The sequence below is a fragment of the Bacteroidia bacterium genome (genome assembly GCA_037045145.1).
Classification (GTDB): domain Bacteria; phylum Bacteroidota; class Bacteroidia; order AKYH767-A; family OLB10; genus OLB10.
Genome location: JBAOIA010000011.1, coordinates 1 through 23,450, shown reverse-complemented (window position 1 = coordinate 23,450; position 23,450 = coordinate 1). Strand labels below are relative to the sequence as shown.

Below are 23,450 nucleotides of genomic sequence, written 5' to 3'. Positions count from 1 at the left end.
TTTTATTCAGCTTCAAAAAGCTCTATTTTAAAAGTAGTTCCTTTTCCATATTCACTTTCAAACGATATTTTGCCATGCATATTTTCTATAATACTTTTTACCATAGCCAGGCCTAAACCTGTGCCACCACTTTTAGTTGTAAAGTTAGGTGTAAATATTTTTTGTTTTGCTTCTTCGGTAATGCCTTTACCGTTATCAGTGATACTAATATAAAATTGTTTGTTTTCTTTTGTAAGCTGAATCTGAATTAATCCTCGTTGATTTTCGGGGATAGCTTGTACAGCATTTTTAATAAGGTTACCAAAAGCTCTTAATGTTTGCTCCCAATCACCATTTACAATAGCTTCATCATCAATGTTGATTTTATTGAACACAAAATCTACATTTCGCACTTCACTATAGAGGTCAATGTTGCTTTGTATAGATTTTACAAGGTCAATTTTTTCAAAATTACCTTTGGGCATTTTTGCGAAGTTCGAAAACTCTGTCGCTATCCTTGATAGGGAGTCTATCTGCTCTATCATTGTCCTGGAAACTTTCTCAAAGATATTTTCGAAATTGTTATTCTTCTCTTTCCATGCACGGGCAAGATGCTGCATGCTCAACTTCATTGGCGTGAGCGGATTTTTAATTTCATGGGCAACCTGCTTGGCCATTTCACGCCATGCAGTCTCTCTTTCCGACTGTGCTAATGCATCAGCGCTTTTTGCCAACTTGTTCACCATCTTGTTGTACTCATTTACTAAAGAGCCAATTTCATCTCCTCCTTCCCATTCAAGAAGGTCGTTGCTACTGTCTAATTTTACTCTTGCCAATTTTTGCTGAATAAGGTTTAATGGTTTTACAAGCCGGTTTGAAATAATAAAGGTGATTACAATGGCGATCCCAAAAAGTAGTACGTAAATGTTGATTAGCGTAACCAAAAATCCACTGATTTCTTTTTTTAATTCATTTTGTCGGGCAAAGTAGGGGAGGTTGATATATGCAGCCACTTTATTGTCTTTATTAACAATAGTTTCGTATGCTGAAGTATATTCAAGTAAACCGATTTTTTCATCATGAATATAACCATTAGCCTGATAATTTTTAAGTTGATCGAAGGCACCCCGGTTCATCAACCTTGAAATAATCTCTTTATCAAATATTTTTGGTTGTGTTGAATAAATTAATCGCCCGTTTTTGTCATAGAGATTAAAATCGCTTGATAGTGTATTGGAAATTCTTGAAAAGTTTAAAGTGGTTTCTTCGGTTAGATTTGCCTCAGTTAAGTTTTTATCATTAAATTCTGATTCAATAGCCAGCATCAGTGTTGATAGTTTTTCTTTAATCCTAACCTTTTGTTCTTCGGAGTAACCTCGTGAAATATAAAAAATAGAACCGCCACCAATTAATAAAATAGCAATTACAACTAAGCCGACAACTGAAAGTTGAATACGTTTTCTGAAATCAAGATGTAACCTGAAATTATTAGCCAGGTAAAGCCAAATCAAATAAATCAACATGAATGATGCAGAAAAGAAGATAAAAACATACGAGAATAAAGTTACCTGTTCAATAGCCTGTGGCGATTTGTATGAAATTACAATTAGATTGGTTTTATCCTGATTATAGAACAAATGAATGTATCCACCTAAGGTTACAAACTGATCGGATTTAACAAGCCCAAACATTCTGTCATAAGTAGCAGCAGAATGAAAATAATTAAACTTACCACTTTGAAAAATTAGTCTTCCATTCTCATATTTTGCATAGCCATATTTTGAAAGATCGCGTGATGCAGGCATTTTTTCGGAAAGTAGTAAGTCCGGAAATCCTCCTTCTTCCTGATTAAATTTAGAATCGAGTTGAATAATTATTGTACCCGCAAGTTCGCCACCGGTGCCTTTTGGATATGTAATTTTTCCGAGGTAGCCTATTTTACCTGAGTTGGCACTCAGGTAATTGAATGAATGACTGAATGTAGGTCGTGTCTGAGTATTGATGATGCTATCATAAAAAGTTACATTGCGTAATGTATCGGAATTGGCAAACAGAGAAACACCTGCGGAGTCAAAAGCTTTAATTTGAATATCGTAACGTGTCCAATATGCCTGATTAAAGGCGTTTAATATGATTCGTTTTTTTATTTTTTCTTCCAGTAAAGGCGATCTTCCTTGTGTAATATTTGAGATAATAACAGGGTCAGTCTTCAGTTTCTGATCAATTTCCTGAAACAAATACTCTGCAATCAAGTCTTCTCTGTTTTCAACTTTAGATACCAACAGACGCATGTTGTTTTTTTCACGCACCATATTGAAACTCGAAATAGTATATGCAGCATAAACAGAAAAACCTGCTATGACAAACATGTATCGTACAAATGAAAAATTTTGTCTGCTTGTAAACCGTATATAACTGATAAATAGAATGAGCGAGTTGGTTAGGAAAAATGTAGCTACACCATAATTAATAAAGACTTCGGTATTGCGAAATAGAATTAATACAACCAGAAAAAGTCCTTGCGTAATTAGAAATAAAAGGAAATTGTATGGTAATGAGAAGCCGCTATACTCTGCAAATTTTACGGTTCCTTCACAGGATATATAAAACGAAAAAAGTAGGATGCCAATAATTAAAAATCCAATAAGACTGAAAAACGTCAATTCAAAAACATTGTTTACGTTGAAAGAAATTTTTGAGTTGAGAATTAAACCACTTATAAGATAATTAATAAATACGGAGAATAAAAAAGTAAACAACAGATTTCCGATTACAACTATAGAAAGTAATGTTGGGCTTTGCCTGATTACTTTTATTTTTCTCCTTCTTAAATGCAGATAGTTATAAACAAACAGAATGACACAACAAAAAACCGATGCACTTAGTAAAAAATCACCAAGCGAATTCAGAAAGTAAGATGTTGCATAAAACTTAGGGTTAAACAGCGGCATTCCGTAAAGAAATTCCGGAAAACGAAATGTCAGCATGAGCCATTTGATGAAAACCAAAAGGCTTATTATTACAAAAGACACGAATGGATTTTTTAATAACCACTGTCGTGCATAGAGATAGAATGAAATAAGTAAAAGAAAAAATCCAGCCAAATACAAGGCAGCTATATACCATAAGCGACCTGGATCACTCATTATGGGATTGTATTTGATACTAAACAAATAATTTCCATCGGAACTGATTACAGGATAGGATCCAACAGCGGGTGCAGGCAACAGTAAAGCATGTTCAGGAATTCCCAAAACAGGATTGAACTCATTTCGCAAATACTTGTTTTGAAAGTCGTATCCGGCACGAATGGGCAACAAGCCAATGATGGTAATATTTCTTCGTTGGTAACGAAACAATTCATACCAACCGTTTTTAAGCTGAATCAGTTGCTGATTGATACCATTTTTAACCTGATTGTATGCAAAGCTTACAGCGTTGTTATCCCAGTAAATTAATGAGTCGTTGAGATAGACAAAACTGTAGAAGGCACTAACAGGTTTTTGTGAGGTAAGCAACAAACTGTCATCAATGGCAGCATAGCTAGTTTGTCGCGACAACATATTGCCAAGCCATTCAACATATTTATTTGCCCGGTTTTCTTCTTCATGTAAAGTCTTTTTTGCAAAAACGGTTATCCGGATAAAGTCAAGATCGCGTTTATGCATATTCCATTCAAGAGCAATGGCAGAAAATACCAATACCAATGAAAGGATAAGTAGAAAATATCTGAAGTTCCCTTTGATCACATTCCGTAATGTTAAACTAAACAAAAGTATTTAATCATACGGAAGACCGTCAAAATAGTTATGATAATAAGCCTTTCAGAGCTTATTTCTCCGGAAAGTCTCTACTGCGCATAAGTGCTTTAACGTCAGGGTCGTTACCTCTGAAATTGCGGTAGCCGGCACTTTCATCTATTGATGCCCCAACACTAAACACATTTCGGTACAATTTATCTGCAATATTTTTATCGTACAAACCACCGGCTTGTGTAAAGGCTTCAGTAGCATCTGCACTGATTACATCTGACCACAGATAGCTGTAATAGCCGGCTGCGTATTCATCACTTGAAAATATATGTCCAAACTGTGGCAGTCGGTGACGCATTACAATTTCTGATGGCATATTCAGTGCTGCTAAGGTTTCTTTTTCAAATTGATCCGGATCTATTACCTTATCACTTGCAAGATGTAATTTCATATCAACCAATGCACTCGAAAGATATTCTGTTGTTTCAAAACCTTGATTGAATTTAGAGGCATTATCTAATTTTTCAATTAAACTCTTTGGCAATACCTGTCCGGTTTTGTAGTGTATTGCATACTTCTGTAATACCGTAGCCGTTGGTAACCACCGCTCCAGAAGCTGTGAAGGGAATTCAACATAATCTCTTGCCACATTAGTTCCGGAAATTGTTGGGTAAGTAACATCAGAACATAAACCATGCAGGGCATGTCCGAATTCATGAAATAAAGTAGTGGCATCATCCCATGAAATCAGTACGGGGTCATTACCGGAGCCTTTTATGTAATTGCAATTGTTTGAAACTATAGTTGTAATGTTTCCGCTCAGTTTTTCCTGTTCGCGATAAGCGGTCATCCATGCACCCGAGCGCTTTCCTGTACGTGCATAGGGATCAAAGTACCAAATTCCTCTTAACTTATGCGTGTTTTTGTCTTCTACTTTATATACAGTAACATCAGGATGAAAAACCGGCACATCATGAACCTGAGTAAATGAAAGATTGAATAATTCTCCTGCAACATAAAACATTCCTTCTCTGAGTTTCTCCAGCTGAAGATATTGTTTCACTTCATTCTGATCGAGATCATATTTTGATTTTCTTACTTTTTCTGCATAGTAACGATAATCCCATGGCTCAATTTTAATCCCTGCATTTTCTTTATCGGCAATAGCCTGCATATCGGTAACTTCTTCTTTTACTCTTGCAATAGAAGCTGGCCAAACAGATTCCATGAGTTTCATGGTTGCTTCAGGAGTTTTAGCCATTTTGTCTGAAAGTTTCTGATGAGCAAAGGATGCAAAACCCATCAGCTTAGCTCTTTCATAACGTAATTTTAATATTTCAGGAATAATTTTATTGTTATCGTTTGCATCACCATTGTCGCCCCTGTTTATAAACATTGTCCATACCTGTTTACGTAATTCCCTGTTGTTGGCAAAAGTTAAAAAGGGTTCAACTGCAGAACGCGTATTAGCAACCGTCCAGGTTGATTTGCCATGTTCTTTTGCATTTTTTGCATAAGCAGATTTTAAGTCGTCAGGCAATCCCGATAAATCAGCTTCATTTTTTATTTCAATAAATTTTTCATTCTCATCAGCCAATTGATTTTTAGAAAACTGCGTAAACAAGGTAGCCAATCGTGAATTAATAATAGCCACTTTAGCTTTATCAGCATCACTAAGTTTTGCACCGGCAAGGACAAAATTGTTGAAATAGCGTTTTAATAACTGATGTTGCTCAACACTGTATTTTTTTCCCACAGTGTCGTTACACACTTTTTCTATTCTTGTAAACAGTGGTTTATTTTGAATAATCTCATCATTAAACTTTGCAATCTGTGGCTCAATTTTTTCCTGAATAGCAGTCATTGCAGGTGTATTCAGATTGGATGACCATATATCATAAATTGCTCTTACACGATTTAAAGTAGCTCCGGCTTTTTCCATTGCTTCAATGGTGTTTTTAAAGTTGGGAGCTTCTTTGTTTGAAGCAATTTTCTGAATCTCTGCTTTCTTCTCTGCAAAAGCAGCTTCAAAAGCAGGAATAAAATATTCTTCTTTAACTTTATCAAATGCCGGCACACCATTGTAAGGCCCTACCCAGGGTTTTAATAATGGATTTGCAGATTGTTCTTTTATGTCTTTGTTTTCGCCAAATGAAGTTGCAACAATACTCATGGTTGTAAGTATTAAAATAGTTTTCTTTTTCATCACACAATTATTAATGATATTGAAGTTGTATTATTCTCTTGGCTAAGATAGAAAAATCAAACCACACAGAAATGTTATTGTCTGTGTGGTTTGAAGTATTATTTTTTTGATTTAAAAGTTAATGTTGTATTGAGATTTTTCCGGTGTGAATTTTATCACCACATACCATTTTAATCAGATAGATACCATTACTTAGCCCTGTCAGGTTAATAGTCTGAATATTCATTCCTGAAACTACTTGCATATTTTGAAGTTCAACAACGGTTCTTCCGGTCATATCTGTCAAACTCATATTTACAGATTTCATTTCATTATTTGCAATATAGAAAGGTATGTTTAATTCGTTTCCACTGTTAGGATTTGGGTATGGATTCAGCAATTGTGTTTCCAATCCTTGAGCAATATTTTCCTGAACAGAAGTTAAAATGCCGTCATATTTTATCTGTGCATTGGCAGCACTTTGCTGAATGTCGGCAAGGCTGTCACCGGCAATCAATGCAAAGGCAACGGTTATTGAATCGCCTCCGGCAAGGTTAAAGGGTCCTGAGCTTACAACCTGAATCACGTCATTTCCTGCAGGAAGTGTGTTTCCTGCCTGCGCACGGCTTGTGCTTAAGGTAGTATATTTTTCGGCACTTGTAAAATCGCTTGTAGCATCAACACCACCTGCACCACCGGTTACATTGTCTATGGCATAAGAGTTAAACGGTGTCGCTGACAGGAGTTTGATACCTGCATAAAGCCCGCCATTATCTGTACACCATGTATATCCCATTTTAATTCCTGCATCAACATCAGACTTGTTATTAGCATAGGTTTGAATATCCCAATCGGCACAAATGCCGGCATAAAGTGTACTCAATGCATTGGTGCCTGTATTTTTAATATGATATTCAACAATGATAAAACGTGAATTTCCGGGTGAACTCCATGCATAAGTGTTATGTCTGACTAAAACTTTTAATCTGTTTGCAGTGGCAACATTGTTGTCGTTAAAATTTGTTGTCAGGTCAAATTCTGATTTTACAGAAGGAATAATAGCTTTAATAGCAATTTGTTTTTGAAAGTCATCATCAAAATTTGCACCATCACGACAGTTGTCGGAAACAAGATTGTTGTTGCCAATCATCAATCCACCATCATAAACTAAATTATCACCATTAAAATCAAAACCCAATCCTGAAACCTGATTTATACCATAATAAAACAAACGTCCTTTACTGGTAATGGTTGTTGCCACTTCATTGATGTTAACATTTATGTAATCCACATTTACAACAACAGTAAAATATTGGTTAACGATGAGGTTACCATCGGTAAAAGAAAGCTTAAATACAACACTTGAATTTACCGGAGCAGAAGGTTTTATCTTAACTAAAAATGGAGTAGTGGCAGTATTAACCAAATCAAGTGTTGCCATAGCACCGGGGTTAATAGTATTATTTAAAATAGTAACACTGCTTGAAACTGTTGAAAGTGTTACAGTAAGATTTGAAAGTGGTGCAAGAAGATTAAGCACATCACCTGAAATTCGTAATGTATCTCCGGCAACAAAAGCAAGATCATTATTATCTGATAGACTGATATTATCCATTCTAACCCCTTTTGGACTTTGTGTAACTGCATTATAAAGATTCACACGTCCGGTGCCTAATTTGTCAATGTAACCACTGTTGCCCGAAACGCCATAAATATTATCGGCAGTCATACGTAATTGTTCTGCCACCTGCATGTTGTTATATGACGGGAATTGCGATTTTACAATAGCAGCACAGCCTGATGTAATGGGTGCAGACATTGAAGTTCCATCCAACGATGCATAGCTATTGTTATATAAAGTTGAGAAAATGTTTGACCCGGGAGCAGAGATATCTACGGAGTAATTATAGGTAGAGAAAGATGATTTTTCATCACTTGAGTTTGTTGCAGCAACACTAAATGCATAATTGTATGCAGCTGGATATTGCGCAATATCGGTGTAGGTGTTTCCTGCAGAACAAACAACCAAGGCTCCTTTATTTACCGTTGCATAGGTAATGGCATCTTGTCCAACGCTGCCACCTGCACTGCCTCCCCATGAGCAGTTGATGATCTGACATCCATGATCGGCAGCGTAAACAATACCTTCATAACCTCTGTCAATTGTGGTAACGGAAGTGGCATTGGCGCACTTAACCGGTAAAAATTTACAATTAAATCCAGGTGAAGCAACACCGGTGCCATTATTAGTTGTAGCAGCAGCACATCCCGATACATGTGAGCCATGATCGCTCATGTCTACCATTGGGTTATTGTCGTTCATACTCATATCCCATCCACGGTAATTATCTATGTATCCGTCATTGTCATCATCCACACCATTGATAGGGTCGGCATAATTGTATTTAATATTGTTCTGCAGATCGGGGTGATCCCAGTCGGTGCCTGAATCAACAATCCCGATAACAACAGCGGTGTCGCCTTGTTGTGTGTCCCAGGCACTAAAAGCCTGAATTTTTGTAAGAAACCACTGCGAGCCAATCTGTCCGTCATTGGGTGTAAAGTTTGTTTTATAGAGGTAAGACGGTTCAGCATAGACTAAAACACCTGTGGCAAGCATGGCGTTAATTGCTTTCTCTATGGAGGCCGTTGGACTAATCTGCGCCACATAGATTAAACTCAAATCGGCATACTGTTGATGCATGGCATTTCTTTCAGTAGCTGGTTTTTCTTTTCCGGGAAACATTTTTGCAACAGTTGTACAGCTTAAATTGTTTAAAACCACATTCAGTGGTTGTATGTTGATGCCTGTAGCTGTACAGAGCGAGCGGTAGGTATCTTTAACTTTAAAGACGACCTTTCCTTGTTGATAATCTTCTGATGTAATACCTGCCGGAAGTGTAAAATGACCGGTGTTGTTGTTCGTGGCTGATGTAATCCATGGTGCTATCCATAAAAAGGATGCAATGATGCAATTTTTAAGCATATTATTTGTGTGACTTTTTGGAGTTGCGAATGTATATAAAATGAATATGTCGTTCACCTTCAGTTAATAAGTGAGAGGTAAAAACAATATTGGCGCTGTACCGTTTATCAGTTGTATTGTTTCATAGGCTTAGGTTAGGTACTCCGGTTGCAAAAATTATTTTGTAACCGGAGTTTTTTGTCAGATTTCCACTACTTTTAAGCCATGATAAAGCTGGTGATTGTTGATGATGAAGTCAACCAGATTAAGCTTATAAGAGACTGCATAGAAAGTTACTTCCCGCAGATAAGAATTCTGGGCACAGCGAACTCTGTACCGGAGGCAGAAACACTTATCCGAAACACAAAACCCGATTTGGTTTTTAGTGATATTGACATGCCGCCTTACTCAGGTTTTGACCTTTTGAAGAGATTTGAAAAAATTGACTTCAGTGTTGTTTTTATCACCGGTTTCGATAAGTATGCCGTACGTGCATTTGAAGTAGCAGCGGTTGACTATCTTGTAAAGCCTGTTACGCCCGAATTCCTTCAACGGGCCATAAAAAAGTTTGAGGTAGAGGCCGAGCGTAAAAAATCTGCTGAACTGTTGCAGGTATTACTTCACAATCACAACGTAAGTCAAAAGGACGAAATGCACATTGCCCTTCCCAAATTTTCAGGGTTTGATGTACTCAAGTTAAAGCAGGTAATACATATCAGAGGCGAAGGCAATTATTCCCGCTTTTTTCTTACAGACAATACAGAGCGTTTGGTCACTAAACAATTAGGCGTTTATGAAAAAGCACTCACTGATTTTGATTTTTTCGAGTACATAAGTCATATATGGTTAACTTGTCACACGTAAAGTCTGTAAGCCACAATAATGGTGGAGAAGTAATCATGTCAAACGGAAATACCATAGAGATTGCCCGAGGCAGAAAAGAAGATTTTTTATTGAAATTGAAGCCTTTTTAATAGCAACTATCTTTTGTACAATCACATCTGCAGTTGATACAAGACCATTAGGTTGTTCAATTAATTGTATATTACTTTGAAGTCATATCCTCAACTCGGATTTGGAAATCGCCCTGAGGCTAACCCTTTTGAAAAATTCTGATTTCCGGTATTAACGAATACCGGAATCAGATAAATTTTAACAGTGAAAAAAGTAATTATTACAAAACCGCAAAAATTAAAGACATGAAAGAGTTGAAAATGTGCCCCATCACCAAATGCGAAACCGGAGCAAAGCTTATAGGTGTAAAAATTGATAATGATACATTTGATTTTTTAAAAGAAAACATCGTTGTGGATGAAGACCTGTTTGATGTGATGACTGCAATCAGCAATCCCGAAAGGCGGTTCCGTTTTAGTAATGTTTGCTTAGAAAGCGGATGCAAGCACTGGCAGGGAGAATCGTGCGGATGTCTGCGAAAAGTGCTTAAGGATATAGAAAACCTGTCATTGAGTAAGGACACCACTTTACCACAATGCAGTATTCGCGAAAGATGCAGGTGGTTTCATCAGGAAGGACGCAGGGCCTGTGATATATGCCCACTATTGGCAATTATAGATAAAGATATGATCGAGACATCATAAGCTCTATTCTGTACATAAAAATCTAAATTGTGTTTTCATTTGGTTTGTTATGCTACAAGTAGTCATGATGCTTTTTGAAATTTTTATAAATGGTTATCCTCTATAATGACAGATTGATTTTTTATCTTTACACTGCAATTTTAAATAAGCCATAACCAATGAAAACAGTAATAGTTGTAATATTTGTTTTTTTATTTTCTAACGCTGCTAAAGCCCAAAACACCTTCGAAAAAGTAGTTGATACATTGGGTAGTGGTGGAGCAAATTGTATTATGCAAACTTTTGACGGGGGTTACATTTATTGTGGTGTATGCTCTTTGAACGGCAATGATGCCATTATTGTTAAACTTGATTCTATTGGAACTATTGAATGGGTAAAAAGATATAGCGGACCAGGAATTGAGTCTGCGGATTATATAGAACAATTGCCCGACAGTGGCTATATCGTAAATGCTATATATGATGGGGGATTGTATTCAAAAAGCTGGCTTTTGCGGCTTGATGTAAATGGCGATTCGCTTTGGACAAAAACATTTTCTGCTGGCACAGGTGCTACAGATCCATCGGTGCAAAATAGTATGACTTCAGTTAATAGTGCAATATATGGACTAACGGGTTACTATAAGCCAATGCCTCCTACATTTATCAGTGCTTTTTTTATTGCAACAGCTGGAAATGGGTTTCAATTGTCAAATAAAATTTATAGTCCTTCAATTTATGGCACTGATTCTCGTTCAATAGAAAAAACATTTGACGGTGGTTTCGTAATGGCAGGTGTTATTGGGAAACCTTTTTCGCAATCTGATATTTATGTAATCCGAACCAATACTTATGGTGATACCTTGTGGACAAAAGCTTATGACCTTTCATGGCATGAAGCAGCATTTGATATTTTCCAAACTAATGACAGCGGTTTTATAATAACGGGTATCGTTCAGAATTTATCGACATTTCAATATAATTTGAGTTTAATCAAAACTGATTCTAATGGAGACACCCTTTGGACAAAGCTTTATGGCGGTTCACTTACCTGCGAAGGACGTTCAATTCTTCAAACAAATGATGGAGGGTATGTTGTTGTGGGTACCATAAATAACCCTGATCCTCAAGTTTATATTTTAAAAGCTAATCAGAATGGAGATACAATATGGACAAAAGAATTTGGTAGCATAGCAGGTGACCATGGTTATTTTGTCAAACAAACCAAGGATGGCGGATACATCATTAGTGGTGATGGCTTTATTAATGGTGTTGGAGGTGCTTACATAATAAAAACCGACAGTTTAGGAAATATTAATTCCGGAACGGGTGTTGCCGAAGTAAATAACCCATTTAAGTTTAATATTTATCCCAATCCTTCAACCGGAATTTTTCAGGTACATGTTAACGGTATGGCAACGAAAACGGCATCCCTGTATATTTATAATACCACATCGCAACTAGTTTATGCCGGAAACATAATAAATAATAAACCTAAACAGATTAATTTATCCGAATTGGCTTCCGGTATTTACTCACTCAGAACCATCATAGGAAGCCATCAATATTTTTCAAAAAAAATAGTCATTCAAAAGTAAATCAACAATTATCAGTCTAACTATAAAAAACGAAATAAAATGAAAAAGCAATTTTTGTTTGTTATCACACTTATTGTAGTTTATACATCAAGTTACTCGCAAAGTCAATTGAACCACTGGTACATTTCGCCAAAAAAGATGGACATGTCCTTGTCCCCACCGATTCCATCTACAATCTCGCCTACTTTTGGTGGAGTTTCTGCTGCTACTGTTGTACAGGTTGCTAATGGCATGTATGACAAAGCGGGCAATCTTTTATTTTACGTGTCAGATGGAGGCGTATATGATTACAACAATACACTTATAGGCTCTCTTAATAATGGTGGAACAGAAATAATAATAGTTCCATTTGGAGATAACGATACCATTAACAATTGCCATCGGAAGTTTAACGTTTTTACAACATCTGGAGGTTTTACAAGCGCAACAAGTTTGTGGCGTGCGGAGGTAGATTTGAACAGTTTATCTGTTACCTCAACACTTGTTGATACAATAAACTATTATGGCAATACAGGAACTGAGTTTGGAGCTATTGCTGTGGGTAGAGTAACCTCAAGCAAACGATATCTTTATTTTTTAGCAGGCCCGGGTACAACAAATTCAACAGCAGGAGGAATAAAAAAAGTAACCATCAAGAATGATGGTTCTGTAACCCTTAACGGTCGTATTTATCCCACGGTTGCAAATCCTAACAATAATACCGGTGCAGAAGTGTTTGCACAGGAATTGGATTTGTCGCCAGATGGAAAATGGCTGGCATGGGGTAGCTATGCTATGGTAAATCACCAATCGGGTACACAATTTCGATATCATATTTTGGAACTAGATGCAAGCGGTGATTATTTAAATAATTCTTATAAAAGATTTAATATTCCCAATTACACGGGCAATAACACTGTAAGCGATTTCAGAGGGATAGAATTTTACCAATCAGGTAACACTACAAAACTTTTTGTAGGTGCAGGTATAGATGGTATTTTTTATATTAATCTGCCATGGTCAAACTGGTCAAGCTATCCCACGCCTCCTCCAGCCTCTGATTTTACTCAGATAAGCGGCTCATCAGGCACAAACTTATCAACTTACGGTAAGTCACAAATTGAGCTTGCCTATAATGGAAGAATGTATGCTGCCTGCAATCCCAGCGGTAACATGTATAATATGGGTTCTTTTGATCCACAAAATTCTATTCCTCAAATATTGGGAAATAACTTTTCTTTTACTTTATCCAATGTTCCTGGCGGTACATGGGGTACTTCCTTTTACACCCTACCCGATCAGATAGATGGACAGGATTATAGTGCAATCACACCATCTGTTTCAGCACAGGTAGTAACCACGCATACATTGAATTATCCTGACAATGCAATCACCAACCAAAGCACTACGTGGAGCTATGGCATAAGCAATCCATTGGGAGTAAGTGTACCAATACACGTAACAGGAGAATTGCGCATACGGCAAAATTCCAACCTCATTATTTCCGGCATGACGTTTAAATTTAGTCCGGAAGCAAAGGTTATTGTAGAGCCCGGCAGCACGCTAACACTTACAGATGGTACGTTGTTAACCTCAAACTTTATGGGCGACCCATGTAATGTAGCCTATACCTGGCAGGGCGTAGAAGTATGGGGCAGCCAGAGTAATCAAAGTCAGAATATACTGCCGCTTGCAGTGGGTAAGCTCACCATTAAAAATAATTCAACAATAGAATATGCAATATGTGGTGCCCGAGCACAAAAGTTTTATAACCCTGCCGTTAATTTACACAGAGGCGGAATTATTGTTGCCACTACCGGAGCTACATTTAAAAACTGCATTATGGATGTGGAGTTTTTGCCATACATTAATTTATATAATGGCAAGAATTATGGCAACAGGAGGATGAAAGGGAAATTTTTCATAATGTAGTTTGAGCAATGTGAGCCGAAAGGCTCAAATAAAATGAGCCAAAAGATATTTTTATGAACACCATTTACTGATTACATTTGTGATACCTATAGAAGATAAAAGGCAGGATGCCTATTAATGTATATATCACCAAAAAAACCAAACACCATAAAGACGCTATGCAGAAACAGATAAAGATTATATTAATAATAGTGTTGCTGAGCAGCCTGAAAGCTAAAGCCCAAAACACTTTTGAAAAAATTATTGATACGTTGGGGAGTGCCGGGGCATATAGCATTCAGGAAACCTTTGATGGGGGATATGTTTTTTGCGGAGGCAGCATCTATAATGGCAACGATGTTTGTATAGTAAAACTTGATTCTGCCGGCACCATTGAATGGGCAAAGATTTACAGTGGGCCCAGTATGGAAGGGGCTAATTATATTGAGCAAACTCCGGATAGTGGTTATATGGTAAATGCAGTTTATGATATAGGCGTACCTTTTGCAAGAAGCTGGCTTCTAAGACTTGACGCAAATGGTGATACGCTTTGGACAAAAGTTTTAAGTGGTGGTACTGGAGCAACCATACCCTCAATGGTTAACAGCATGGCTTCGGTTAATAATGCTATATATGGACTAACGGGTTACTTTGAACAAGATACGATGCCAATTGTTCCCAGAGTCTTTTTTATTGCCGTACTGAGCAACGGATTGGTGGCGGCAAATAAAACATATAATTATTCTTCTACATTAAGCAGCGATGCTAGAGCCATAGATAAAACCTATGATAACGGATTTATTATGGCAGGTGCAGGTGCCACATCATCCCAGTATGGTGATATTTATGTAATTCGCACCAATGCCTATGGCGATACCTTATGGACAAGAACCTATGATAAATCAACAAGCGATGCTGCCATGGATGTGAAACAAACTACTGACAGTAATTTTATTATTGCGGCAATTACCTATGATACTACTGTGTATAAGAATAATATTTATTTAATCAAAACAGATGCTGCAGGTGATACCCTTTGGACAAAAAAGTATTTTTATCCTCTTCATCAGGTTGTTTACTCCATAGACCAAACCACCGATGGTGGGTATATAATGACAGGCAATACGGACAATTCTAATGGCAGAAGTTTATATTTAATAAAGACAAATGCCACAGGCGACACACTGTGGACAAGAACGTATAACCCAAACATTGATAATTACGGCTATTTTGTTCGGCAAACCAAAGATGGAGGATTTATTATTTGTGGGGCAACATCCACAGGAAGTTACATCATCAAGACAGACAGCCTGGGCATGGTAGGCAATGGCACAGGCATTGCCGAAGTAAACAATCCTTTCGATTTCAGTGTTTATCCAAACCCTTCATCCGGCAATTTTACCATTCTGTTCAAAGGAATTCCGAGAAAAAATGCTGAACTAAAAATTTATAATATCATGAACCAATGTGTTTATACCGGCACATTGAGCAGCTATAAAAAGGAAAGTGTTGACCTGCACCATCTGTCCAACGGCATATACATAGCCACACTTTATTATGGTGCAAGAACAGTATCAGAAAAAGTAATAATTCACAAATAACATCTTATCTTTTAAAAAACCAACAAATGAAAAAGCTATCCAACCTCATTACCACATTGCTGATGCTAAGCATCACAGCACCCCTTCAGGCACAAATGAAAAACTGGTTTATTGCACCCAATAAAGTGGATGTGCAAATCAACAACGTAGTGGTTACACCCATTGCAGGTAGCCCGGCCACAGCCATTCAGGTGGCCAACGGGGTTTACGACAGTGGCAACAACCTTGTTTTTTATATAGCCGACAACAAAGTGTATGACTACAACAACACCCTGCTGGGTACAATAATTACAGGAGGGGCAGAGGTGATTATTGTTCCTTTTGGCACCAACGATACCATTACCAATTGCCAGCGGAAGTATAATATTTTCAGCACCTGGGGAGGAGGCAATAGTATTACGGGTTTGTATCGGGCAGTAGTGGATATGAATAGTTTGTCGGTAGAGACATTGGCAGATGCCTTGGTGGAGGTTCAATTTAGCGGTGTTGTAAATACGGAGTTTGGAGCCATTGCCTTAGGTCTTCCGCACGGAGTAGATCAGGAGCGTTATCTTTATTTTATGGCAGGCTCGGGTACGCTAACTTTAGGGCCATCGGGCAGTGGGCAGATCCATAAAGTAATAGTAAACAATGACGGCACGGTGACGGTTCCAGTTAATACATCACAAATATATCCAACCACACCGCTGGATAATGATGGGGCACGAATTTTTTCGCGCGAGTTGGAACTGTCTGCCGATGGAAAATGGTTGGCCTGGGCAAGCTATGCAAAGGGAAATTATGGAGGCGGTTTCCCCACCCAACAGCGCTATCACTATTTGGCATTAGATGGCAACGGAGATGCAGATGTAACCACTTATGGAGCCAACGTTTATCAGGAGTTTAATATTCCCGGAGCTAATTATAATCTAAGCACATCAGGTTTTCGCGGAGTAGAGTTTTATCAAGATGGTAGCACCACAAAACTTTTTGTAGGAGCAGGTACTGATGGTGTTTTTTCTGTGGATGTAGCTATTCCTTATAATGCCAACCAGACACCAACATTTGTGAATAATTCACCAGCTTATGGTTTTTCACAAATAGAGTTGGCCTACAATGGAAATTTGTATGCAAGTTCAGGTAGCTTAAATATAATTGGTGCTTTTAACCCTACCGCGGGCAGTCCTTCTATATCAACAGGACAACCATCATTTGCATTCCCCAATCCGCCAAAAGCAGACTATACACTAGGAGGTGTAAACCCGAATAGTACGCTTTACACCCTACCCGATCAGATAGACGGGCAGGATTATAGTTCGATAACACCATCTGTTGCACCACAAGTAGTAACCACGCATACATTGAATTATCCTGCCAATGCAAGCACCAACCAAACCGCTACATGGAGTTATGGTACATCAAACAATCCATTGGGAGTAAGTGTGCCAATACATGTAACAGGAGAATTACGTATAAGGCAAAACTCCAACCTCACTATTTCCGGTATGACGTTTAAATTTAGTCCGGAAGCAAAGGTTATTGTAGAGCCCGGCAGTACGCTAACACTTACAGATGGTACGCTGTTAACTTCAAACTATATGGGAGACCCATGTAATGTTGCCTATACCTGGCAGGGTGTAGAAGTATGGGGCAGCCAGAGCAATCAAAGTCAGAATATAATGCCGCTTGCAGTGGGTAAGCTCACCATTAAAAATAATTCAATAATAGAATATGCAATATGTGGTGTTCGTGCGCAAAAGTTTTATAACCCTGCCGTTAATTTACACAGAGGCGGAATTGTTGTAGCCACTACCGGAGCTACATTTAAAAACTGCATCATGGATGTGGAGTTTTTGCCTTATGTAAATTTATATAATGGCAAGAATTATGGCAACAGGAGTTATTTTTCCGGAGTAAATTTTATTAACGAATAACTATATTTTTTCAAATACACCGCAGCATGTATATATAGATGGTTGCACAGGCATGAGTTTTTTGGGTTGTCAATTCAACAATTATAATTCATCAGTAATGTTTAACAAAAAAAGCATAGGAATCAAATCCATGAATAGTAATTTTATAGTTAACAGTGGTTCATCGTTTAATAACTTATATAGAGCCATTGATGCACGAAGTACCGGAGTACCAATTTCCTTTACTGTGGCAAACAGCACATTCACCAATAATCAAACGGGGATATATACCAGCTACGTCAATAATTTCAATCTGTTGTTAAACACATTTAATGTAGGTGGAAATCAAATGACTGGAGCCACAGTACAGTTAGGCATACAAAACATGTATGGTACAGGCTTCACTATTGAGGAGAATCATTTCAACAAGTCATACAACCCAGCATACAATCCTTCAAAATTTGGTATAGCCAGCTACCAAACCGGCACATCGAGTAATCAGATATATAAAAACACTTTCAACGAAGTTAACTTTGGAAACTATGCATGGGGCATCAACCGCAGCAGTACAAATCCAAACTTCCAGGGACTTCAATACTTATGTAATGAGAATACTCAAAACGTAAATTACGATTTTTATATATATACCTCAGGCGAGACAACGTGGGATGGCATCAGGTTGAATCAGGGCAGCTTGCAAAGTCCTGCGCGAAACACTTTTTCTGCAGGTGAGGTAAATCAAGGGAATGACATTTACAATTTTTCACCAGCACAGCTAAGTTATTATTGCAAAACCGGCAATATGCAGCAGACCCCTGTAAGTACGTATAAGGTAACAACAATTCCAATAAGCGGAAGTGAAACATGCCCCTCCAATCTGTGCGATCCACCTTGTGCATTGAGGCCGTTAGATGAGGTGGAGCTATCACAGTTGTATATGGAATATGATTCTGCCGAGACAGCCTATTTGAATTTACTCTATACATATAATACGCTTATGGATGGTGGCAGTACAAACAACCTGCTGACACAGATACAACAAACCTGGTCCACCGAGGCAACAACATTACGAGACGAGTTGTTGTTATTGTCGCCTTATGTATCGCAAGAGGTTTTGCGTGATGTTGCAGGCACAGGCATACTGCCACCTGCCATGCTATTGGTAGTATGTATGGCCAATTCTGATGCAACAAGAAGTGAAGATTTTTTAGACTATTTGCAATATGATATACCATCACCCTTGCCAGCATATATGATAGCCGCCATTGAGACAACGTGGGATGTAGGCACCTCGCGCACAGTAATGGAAAACACACTAGGCGACTACAATGAAAAAATGGCATTGGTGTCAAACAAGATATTATCAGATTTAAATTATAAGAACAACCAAACTATTGAAGAATCGAATCCGGGCGACACCACCAATATTTCACAACAAATAAATTATTGGTTAAATCGGATTCAAACTCTGGAGGCAAAATATGAGATGGCAGAACATTACTTTGAAGAGGGCAGCTATGCATTGGCAGAAGATGTTTTACTATCCATACCACTATGCTACCGATTGACAGAAGCAGAACAGCAAACCTTAACGAGTTACAACTACATTTATGAATACAGAAAGAATCTTTTAGATTCTGGAAAAAACCTTTCCATGCTCGATAGCAGTCAGATCAATGAGTTGATTTTATTTGCAAATAACAACGCAAATATAGCCGGAAGCATAGCTGAAAACGCACTATGTTTTTATTATGATATATGTACACAGGATAATTATGATACCACAGGTACAGGAAACAACAGACAAATGCGAAATACAAATATTCCTGCAGCGCATTTTCAGGAGGTGCAAGATGTAGTGGCATGCAGGGTGATGGTTTTACCGAATCCAGCAACTGACAAGGCAACATTTCAATATAGCATCAACAGCTTAAAAGATAAACCAGAGTTTGAGATAAGAGATATGACAGGACGAGAAATAATGAAGGTGAGGATAACAGAAAAAGAAGGTGTAATAGAATGGCAGACAGTTGTTGTTAAAAGCGGTATGTATTATTTTAGTATAAAAGCAGGTAGTAAAACTTTGGCAAGAGGGAAGTTGACGGTGAGAAAATAAAAAGATAGCATCCTCATAGGAGAGTGAAACAGAAGTCATTCTCCTATGAGGATAAAACTGTAAAGAAATAAAAAAGTGTAGTTACAATGGAATAACATTATTCAATCAACCAAATATGAGTAAAAAACAACTAAAAAACATACGAGCAGTCCTCATTCTATTTATTATTTTGTTGAACACCATAAAAGTGCAAGCCCAAAACACTTTTGAAAAAATTATTGATACGTTAGGCTGTTACGGAGTTCTATAGTATTCAGGAAACCTTTGATAAGGGATATGTTTTTACAGGCACTAATTCTATTAATGGTGGTGAGGTATTAGTGACTAAATTAGATTCCATTGGAACCATTGAGTGGGTAAAAACTTTTAACGGACCCGGTGCTGAAGGCGGAACTTACATAGAACAATTACCAGACAGTGGTTACATTGTAAATGCTTTATATGATGGTGGCCTATATTCTAAAAGCTGGCTTTTGCGGCTTGATGTAAATGGCGATTCGCTCTGGGCAAAAGTTTTTTCTGCCGGAATAGGTGCAACAAATGTTTACTTTGGAAATAGTCTGGCTATGCTATATAGCGCCATTTATGGTCTAACGGGATTTTTCACAGCAACTTCCGCTACTAATGGGAGCGCTTATTTTATTGGTGCTTTAAGCAACGGACTGCTAATAGCTAATAAAGTATATAATTATTCTGCTACTTTAAGCAGCGATGCTAGGGCTATTGATAAAACCTTTGATGGTGGTTTTATTATGGCCGGTGGCATTGGACTTCCTTCATCCGGAGGATGAAATCTATGTAATCCGCACCAATGCTTATGGTGATACATTGTGGACAAGAACCTATGATAAATCAACAAGTGATGTTGCAATGTCAATTCAGCAAACTTCTGATAGTAATTTTATTATTGCAGCTATTACTTACGATACCACATTTTATAAAAACAATACTTATCTAATAAAGATTGATTCACTTGGAGATACGCTTTGGACAAAACAGCATTATAGTTTAGACGCAATAGAAATCTATTCACTTCAACAAACTAAAGACAATGGATTTGTTGGTGTGGGCACAATTTTTAACGGTGTTCCACTTCATGGATATTTGCATCTTTTTAAAGCTAATTCTAATGGAGATCTTGAATGGACAAAGCAATTTGGTTCGCCACCGGGTGCTTTAGGTACATTTGTCAGACAAACAAAAGATGGCGGTTATATTATTTCAGGACAAACTTTTGGAAGCACCGGTGCTAAAGCATACATAATAAAAACTGATAGTACAGGTAATGTGCTTACCGGGCTTAATCATCCTGAAAGAAATAATCCTGTTTGTTTTAGTGTTTATCCAAACCCTTCATCCGGCAATTTTACCTTTCAGTTCAAAGGCATTCCAAAGAAAAGGGCTGAATTGCGCATTTATAATATCATGAACCAATGTGTTTATACCGGCACATTGAGCAGCTATAAAAAGGAAAGTGTTGACCTGCACCATCTGTCCAACGGCATATACATAGCCACACTTTATTATGGTGCAAGAACAGTATCAGAAAAAGTAATAATTCACAAATAACATCTTATCTTTTAAAAAACCAACAAATGAAAAAGCTATCCAACCTCATTACCACATTGCTGATGCTAAGCATCACAGCACCCCTTCAGGCACAAATGAAAAACTGGTTTATTGCACCCAATAAAGTGGATGTGCAAATCAACAACGTAGTGGTTACACCCATTGCAGGTAGCCCGGCCACAGCCATTCAGGTGGCCAACGGGGTTTACGACAGTGGCAACAACCTTGTTTTTTATATAGCCGACAACAAAGTGTATGACTACAACAACACCCTGCTGGGTACAATAATTACAGGAGGGGCAGAGGTGATTATTGTTCCTTTTGGCACCAACGATACCATTACCAATTGCCAGCGGAAGTATAATATTTTCAGCACCTGGGGAGGAGGCAATAGTATTACGGGTTTGTATCGGGCAGTAGTGGATATGAATAGTTTGTCGGTAGAGACATTGGCAGATGCCTTGGTGGAGGTTCAATTTAATGGTGGTGAAAATACGGAGTTTGGAGCCATTGCCTTAGGTCTTCCGCACGGAGTAGATCAGGAGCGTTATCTTTATTTTATGGCAGGCTCGGGTACGCTAACTTTAGGGCCATCGGGCAGTGGGCAGATCCATAAAGTAATAGTAAACAATGACGGCACGGTGACGGTTCCAGTTAATACATCACAAATATATCCAACCACACCGCTGGATAATGATGGGGCACGAATTTTTTCTCGCGAGTTGGAACTGTCTGCCGATGGAAAATGGTTGGCCTGGGCAAGCTATGCAAAGGGAAATTATGGAGGCGGTTTCCCCACCCAACAGCGCTATCACTATTTGGCATTAGATGGCAACGGAGATGCAGATGTAACCACTTATGGAGCCAACGTTTATCAGGAGTTTAATATTCCCGGAGCTAATTATAATCTAAGCACATCAGGTTTTCGCGGAGTAGAGTTTTATCAAGATGGTAGCACCACAAAACTTTTTGTAGGAGCAGGCACTGACGGTATTTATTCTGTGGATGTTGCCATTCCTTTTAACACCAATCAAACACCTATCTCTGTGACAGGATCAAATAACCCTAATACAGTACTGTCCTTCGGATTTTCACAAATAGAATTAGCCAAAAACGGTTACATGTATGCATCTTCTTTAATGGGTGGAAGTTTCGGCAAGAATATTGGAGCATTCGCCCCTAGCATTGTATTACCTGTAATGTTAACAGGGAATGAGCCATTTGCATTCCCCAATCCGCCAAAAGCAGACTATACACTAGGAGGTGTAAACCCGAATAGTACGCTTTACACCCTACCCGATCAGATAGACGGGCAGGATTATAGTTCGATAACACCATCTGTTGCACCACAAGTAGTAACCACGCATACATTGAATTATCCTGCCAATGCAAGCACCAACCAAACCGCTACATGGAGTTATGGTACATCAAACAATCCATTGGGAGTAAGTGTGCCAATACATGTAACAGGAGAATTACGTATAAGGCAAAACTCCAACCTCACTATTTCCGGTATGACGTTTAAATTTAGTCCGGAAGCAAAGGTTATTGTAGAGCCCGGCAGTACGCTAACACTTACAGATGGTACGCTGTTAACTTCAAACTATATGGGAGACCCATGTAATGTTGCCTATACCTGGCAGGGTGTAGAAGTATGGGGCAGCCAGAGCAATCAAAGTCAGAATATAATGCCGCTTGCAGTGGGTAAGCTCACCATTAAAAATAATTCAATAATAGAATATGCAATATGTGGTGTTCGTGCGCAAAAGTTTTATAACCCTGCCGTTAATTTACACAGAGGCGGAATTGTTGTAGCCACTACCGGAGCTACATTTAAAAACTGCATCATGGATGTGGAGTTTTTGCCTTATGTAAATTTATATAATGGCAAGAATTATGGCAACAGGAGTTATTTTTCCGGAGTAAATTTTATTAACGAATAACTATATTTTTTCAAATACACCGCAGCATGTATATATAGATGGTTGCACAGGCATGAGTTTTTTGGGTTGTCAATTCAACAATTATAATTCATCAGTAATGTTTAACAAAAAAAGCATAGGAATCAAATCCATGAATAGTAATTTCACTGTCAACAGTGGTTCATCGTTTAATAACTTATATAGAGCCATTGATGCACGAAGTACCGGAGTACCAATTTCCTTTACTGTGGCAAACAGCACATTCACCAATAATCAAACGGGGATATATACCAGCTACGTCAATAATTTCAATCTGTTGTTAAACACATTTAATGTAGGTGGAAATCAAATGACTGGAGCCACAGTACAGTTAGGCATACAAAACATGTATGGTACAGGCTTCA

The 23,450-nt window shown here is 38.0% G+C and carries 14 protein-coding genes; 11 read left to right on the top strand and 3 right to left on the bottom strand.

Annotated features, from left to right (window positions below):
* Positions 1-2: 2 nt before the first annotated feature.
* The 3 genes from V9G42_01145 to V9G42_01135 form a co-directional block, all read right to left on the bottom strand.
* Positions 3-3,728 carry an ATP-binding protein gene (locus V9G42_01145; protein ID MEI2758017.1) on the bottom strand — a complete coding sequence of 1,242 codons (3,726 nt, stop codon included), beginning with the start codon at positions 3,726-3,728 and terminating at the stop codon, positions 3-5.
* An 82-nt stretch (positions 3,729-3,810) separates the two neighbouring features.
* Positions 3,811-5,937 (bottom strand): M3 family metallopeptidase, encoded by a 2,127-nt coding sequence (locus tag V9G42_01140; GenBank protein MEI2758016.1) that lies wholly within the window; start codon positions 5,935-5,937, stop codon positions 3,811-3,813.
* 118 nt (positions 5,938-6,055) lie between these two features.
* The gene (locus V9G42_01135; GenBank protein MEI2758015.1) at positions 6,056-8,902 is read right to left on the bottom strand and encodes a S8 family serine peptidase; all 2,847 of its coding nucleotides are present in this window, start codon (positions 8,900-8,902) and stop codon (positions 6,056-6,058) included.
* A gap of 204 nt (positions 8,903-9,106) precedes the next feature.
* On the opposite strand from V9G42_01135, the gene V9G42_01130 reads away from it, so the two are divergent.
* The 11 genes from V9G42_01130 to V9G42_01080 form a co-directional block, all read left to right on the top strand.
* Positions 9,107-9,745: a response regulator gene (locus V9G42_01130; protein MEI2758014.1), complete on the top strand. Its 639-nt coding sequence runs from the start codon at positions 9,107-9,109 to the stop codon at positions 9,743-9,745.
* A gap of 335 nt (positions 9,746-10,080) precedes the next feature.
* Positions 10,081-10,479 (top strand): hypothetical protein, encoded by a 399-nt coding sequence (locus tag V9G42_01125; protein ID MEI2758013.1) that lies wholly within the window; start codon positions 10,081-10,083, stop codon positions 10,477-10,479.
* A gap of 158 nt (positions 10,480-10,637) precedes the next feature.
* Positions 10,638-12,056 (top strand): T9SS type A sorting domain-containing protein, encoded by a 1,419-nt coding sequence (locus V9G42_01120; protein ID MEI2758012.1) that lies wholly within the window; start codon positions 10,638-10,640, stop codon positions 12,054-12,056.
* A 39-nt stretch (positions 12,057-12,095) separates the two neighbouring features.
* Positions 12,096-13,967 (top strand): hypothetical protein, encoded by a 1,872-nt coding sequence (locus tag V9G42_01115; protein ID MEI2758011.1) that lies wholly within the window; start codon positions 12,096-12,098, stop codon positions 13,965-13,967.
* Between the two features lie 107 nt (positions 13,968-14,074).
* Positions 14,075-15,547 carry a T9SS type A sorting domain-containing protein gene (locus V9G42_01110; GenBank protein ID MEI2758010.1) on the top strand — a complete coding sequence of 491 codons (1,473 nt, stop codon included), beginning with the start codon at positions 14,075-14,077 and terminating at the stop codon, positions 15,545-15,547.
* Positions 15,548-15,573: 26 nt separating this feature from the next.
* Positions 15,574-17,460: a hypothetical protein gene (locus V9G42_01105; protein ID MEI2758009.1), complete on the top strand. Its 1,887-nt coding sequence runs from the start codon at positions 15,574-15,576 to the stop codon at positions 17,458-17,460.
* Between the two features lie 97 nt (positions 17,461-17,557).
* Positions 17,558-19,555 (top strand): T9SS type A sorting domain-containing protein, encoded by a 1,998-nt coding sequence (locus V9G42_01100; GenBank protein MEI2758008.1) that lies wholly within the window; start codon positions 17,558-17,560, stop codon positions 19,553-19,555.
* Positions 19,556-19,875: 320 nt separating this feature from the next.
* Positions 19,876-20,346 (top strand): hypothetical protein, encoded by a 471-nt coding sequence (locus tag V9G42_01095; GenBank protein ID MEI2758007.1) that lies wholly within the window; start codon positions 19,876-19,878, stop codon positions 20,344-20,346.
* Positions 20,294-21,124, top strand: a complete 831-nt coding sequence (locus tag V9G42_01090; protein MEI2758006.1) for a T9SS type A sorting domain-containing protein — start codon at positions 20,294-20,296, stop codon at positions 21,122-21,124. The genes V9G42_01095 and V9G42_01090 overlap by 53 nt, the downstream gene beginning before the upstream one ends.
* A 26-nt stretch (positions 21,125-21,150) precedes the next feature.
* Positions 21,151-23,067, top strand: a complete 1,917-nt coding sequence (locus V9G42_01085) for a hypothetical protein (protein ID MEI2758005.1) — start codon at positions 21,151-21,153, stop codon at positions 23,065-23,067.
* Between the two features lie 97 nt (positions 23,068-23,164).
* Positions 23,165-23,450, top strand: a 286-nt coding sequence (locus V9G42_01080; GenBank protein MEI2758004.1) for a hypothetical protein, incomplete at its 3' end; no start/stop codon positions are given.

What these genes read in the sequence shown, in the direction of transcription:
- V9G42_01140 (MEI2758016.1), bottom strand. Translation starts at nt 5,937, where the DNA reads ATGAAAAAGAAAACTATTTTAATACTTACAACCATGAGTATTGTTGCA.
- V9G42_01135 (MEI2758015.1), bottom strand. Translation starts at nt 8,902, where the DNA reads ATGCTTAAAAATTGCATCATTGCATCCTTTTTATGGATAGCACCATGG.
- V9G42_01130 (MEI2758014.1), top strand. Translation starts at nt 9,107, where the DNA reads ATGATAAAGCTGGTGATTGTTGATGATGAAGTCAACCAGATTAAGCTT.
- V9G42_01125 (MEI2758013.1), top strand. Translation starts at nt 10,081, where the DNA reads ATGAAAGAGTTGAAAATGTGCCCCATCACCAAATGCGAAACCGGAGCA.
- V9G42_01120 (MEI2758012.1), top strand. Translation starts at nt 10,638, where the DNA reads ATGAAAACAGTAATAGTTGTAATATTTGTTTTTTTATTTTCTAACGCT.
- V9G42_01115 (MEI2758011.1), top strand. Translation starts at nt 12,096, where the DNA reads ATGAAAAAGCAATTTTTGTTTGTTATCACACTTATTGTAGTTTATACA.
- V9G42_01110 (MEI2758010.1), top strand. Translation starts at nt 14,075, where the DNA reads ATGCCTATTAATGTATATATCACCAAAAAAACCAAACACCATAAAGAC.
- V9G42_01105 (MEI2758009.1), top strand. Translation starts at nt 15,574, where the DNA reads ATGAAAAAGCTATCCAACCTCATTACCACATTGCTGATGCTAAGCATC.
- V9G42_01100 (MEI2758008.1), top strand. Translation starts at nt 17,558, where the DNA reads ATGTTTAACAAAAAAAGCATAGGAATCAAATCCATGAATAGTAATTTT.
- V9G42_01090 (MEI2758006.1), top strand. Translation starts at nt 20,294, where the DNA reads ATGGTGGTTTTATTATGGCCGGTGGCATTGGACTTCCTTCATCCGGAG.
- V9G42_01085 (MEI2758005.1), top strand. Translation starts at nt 21,151, where the DNA reads ATGAAAAAGCTATCCAACCTCATTACCACATTGCTGATGCTAAGCATC.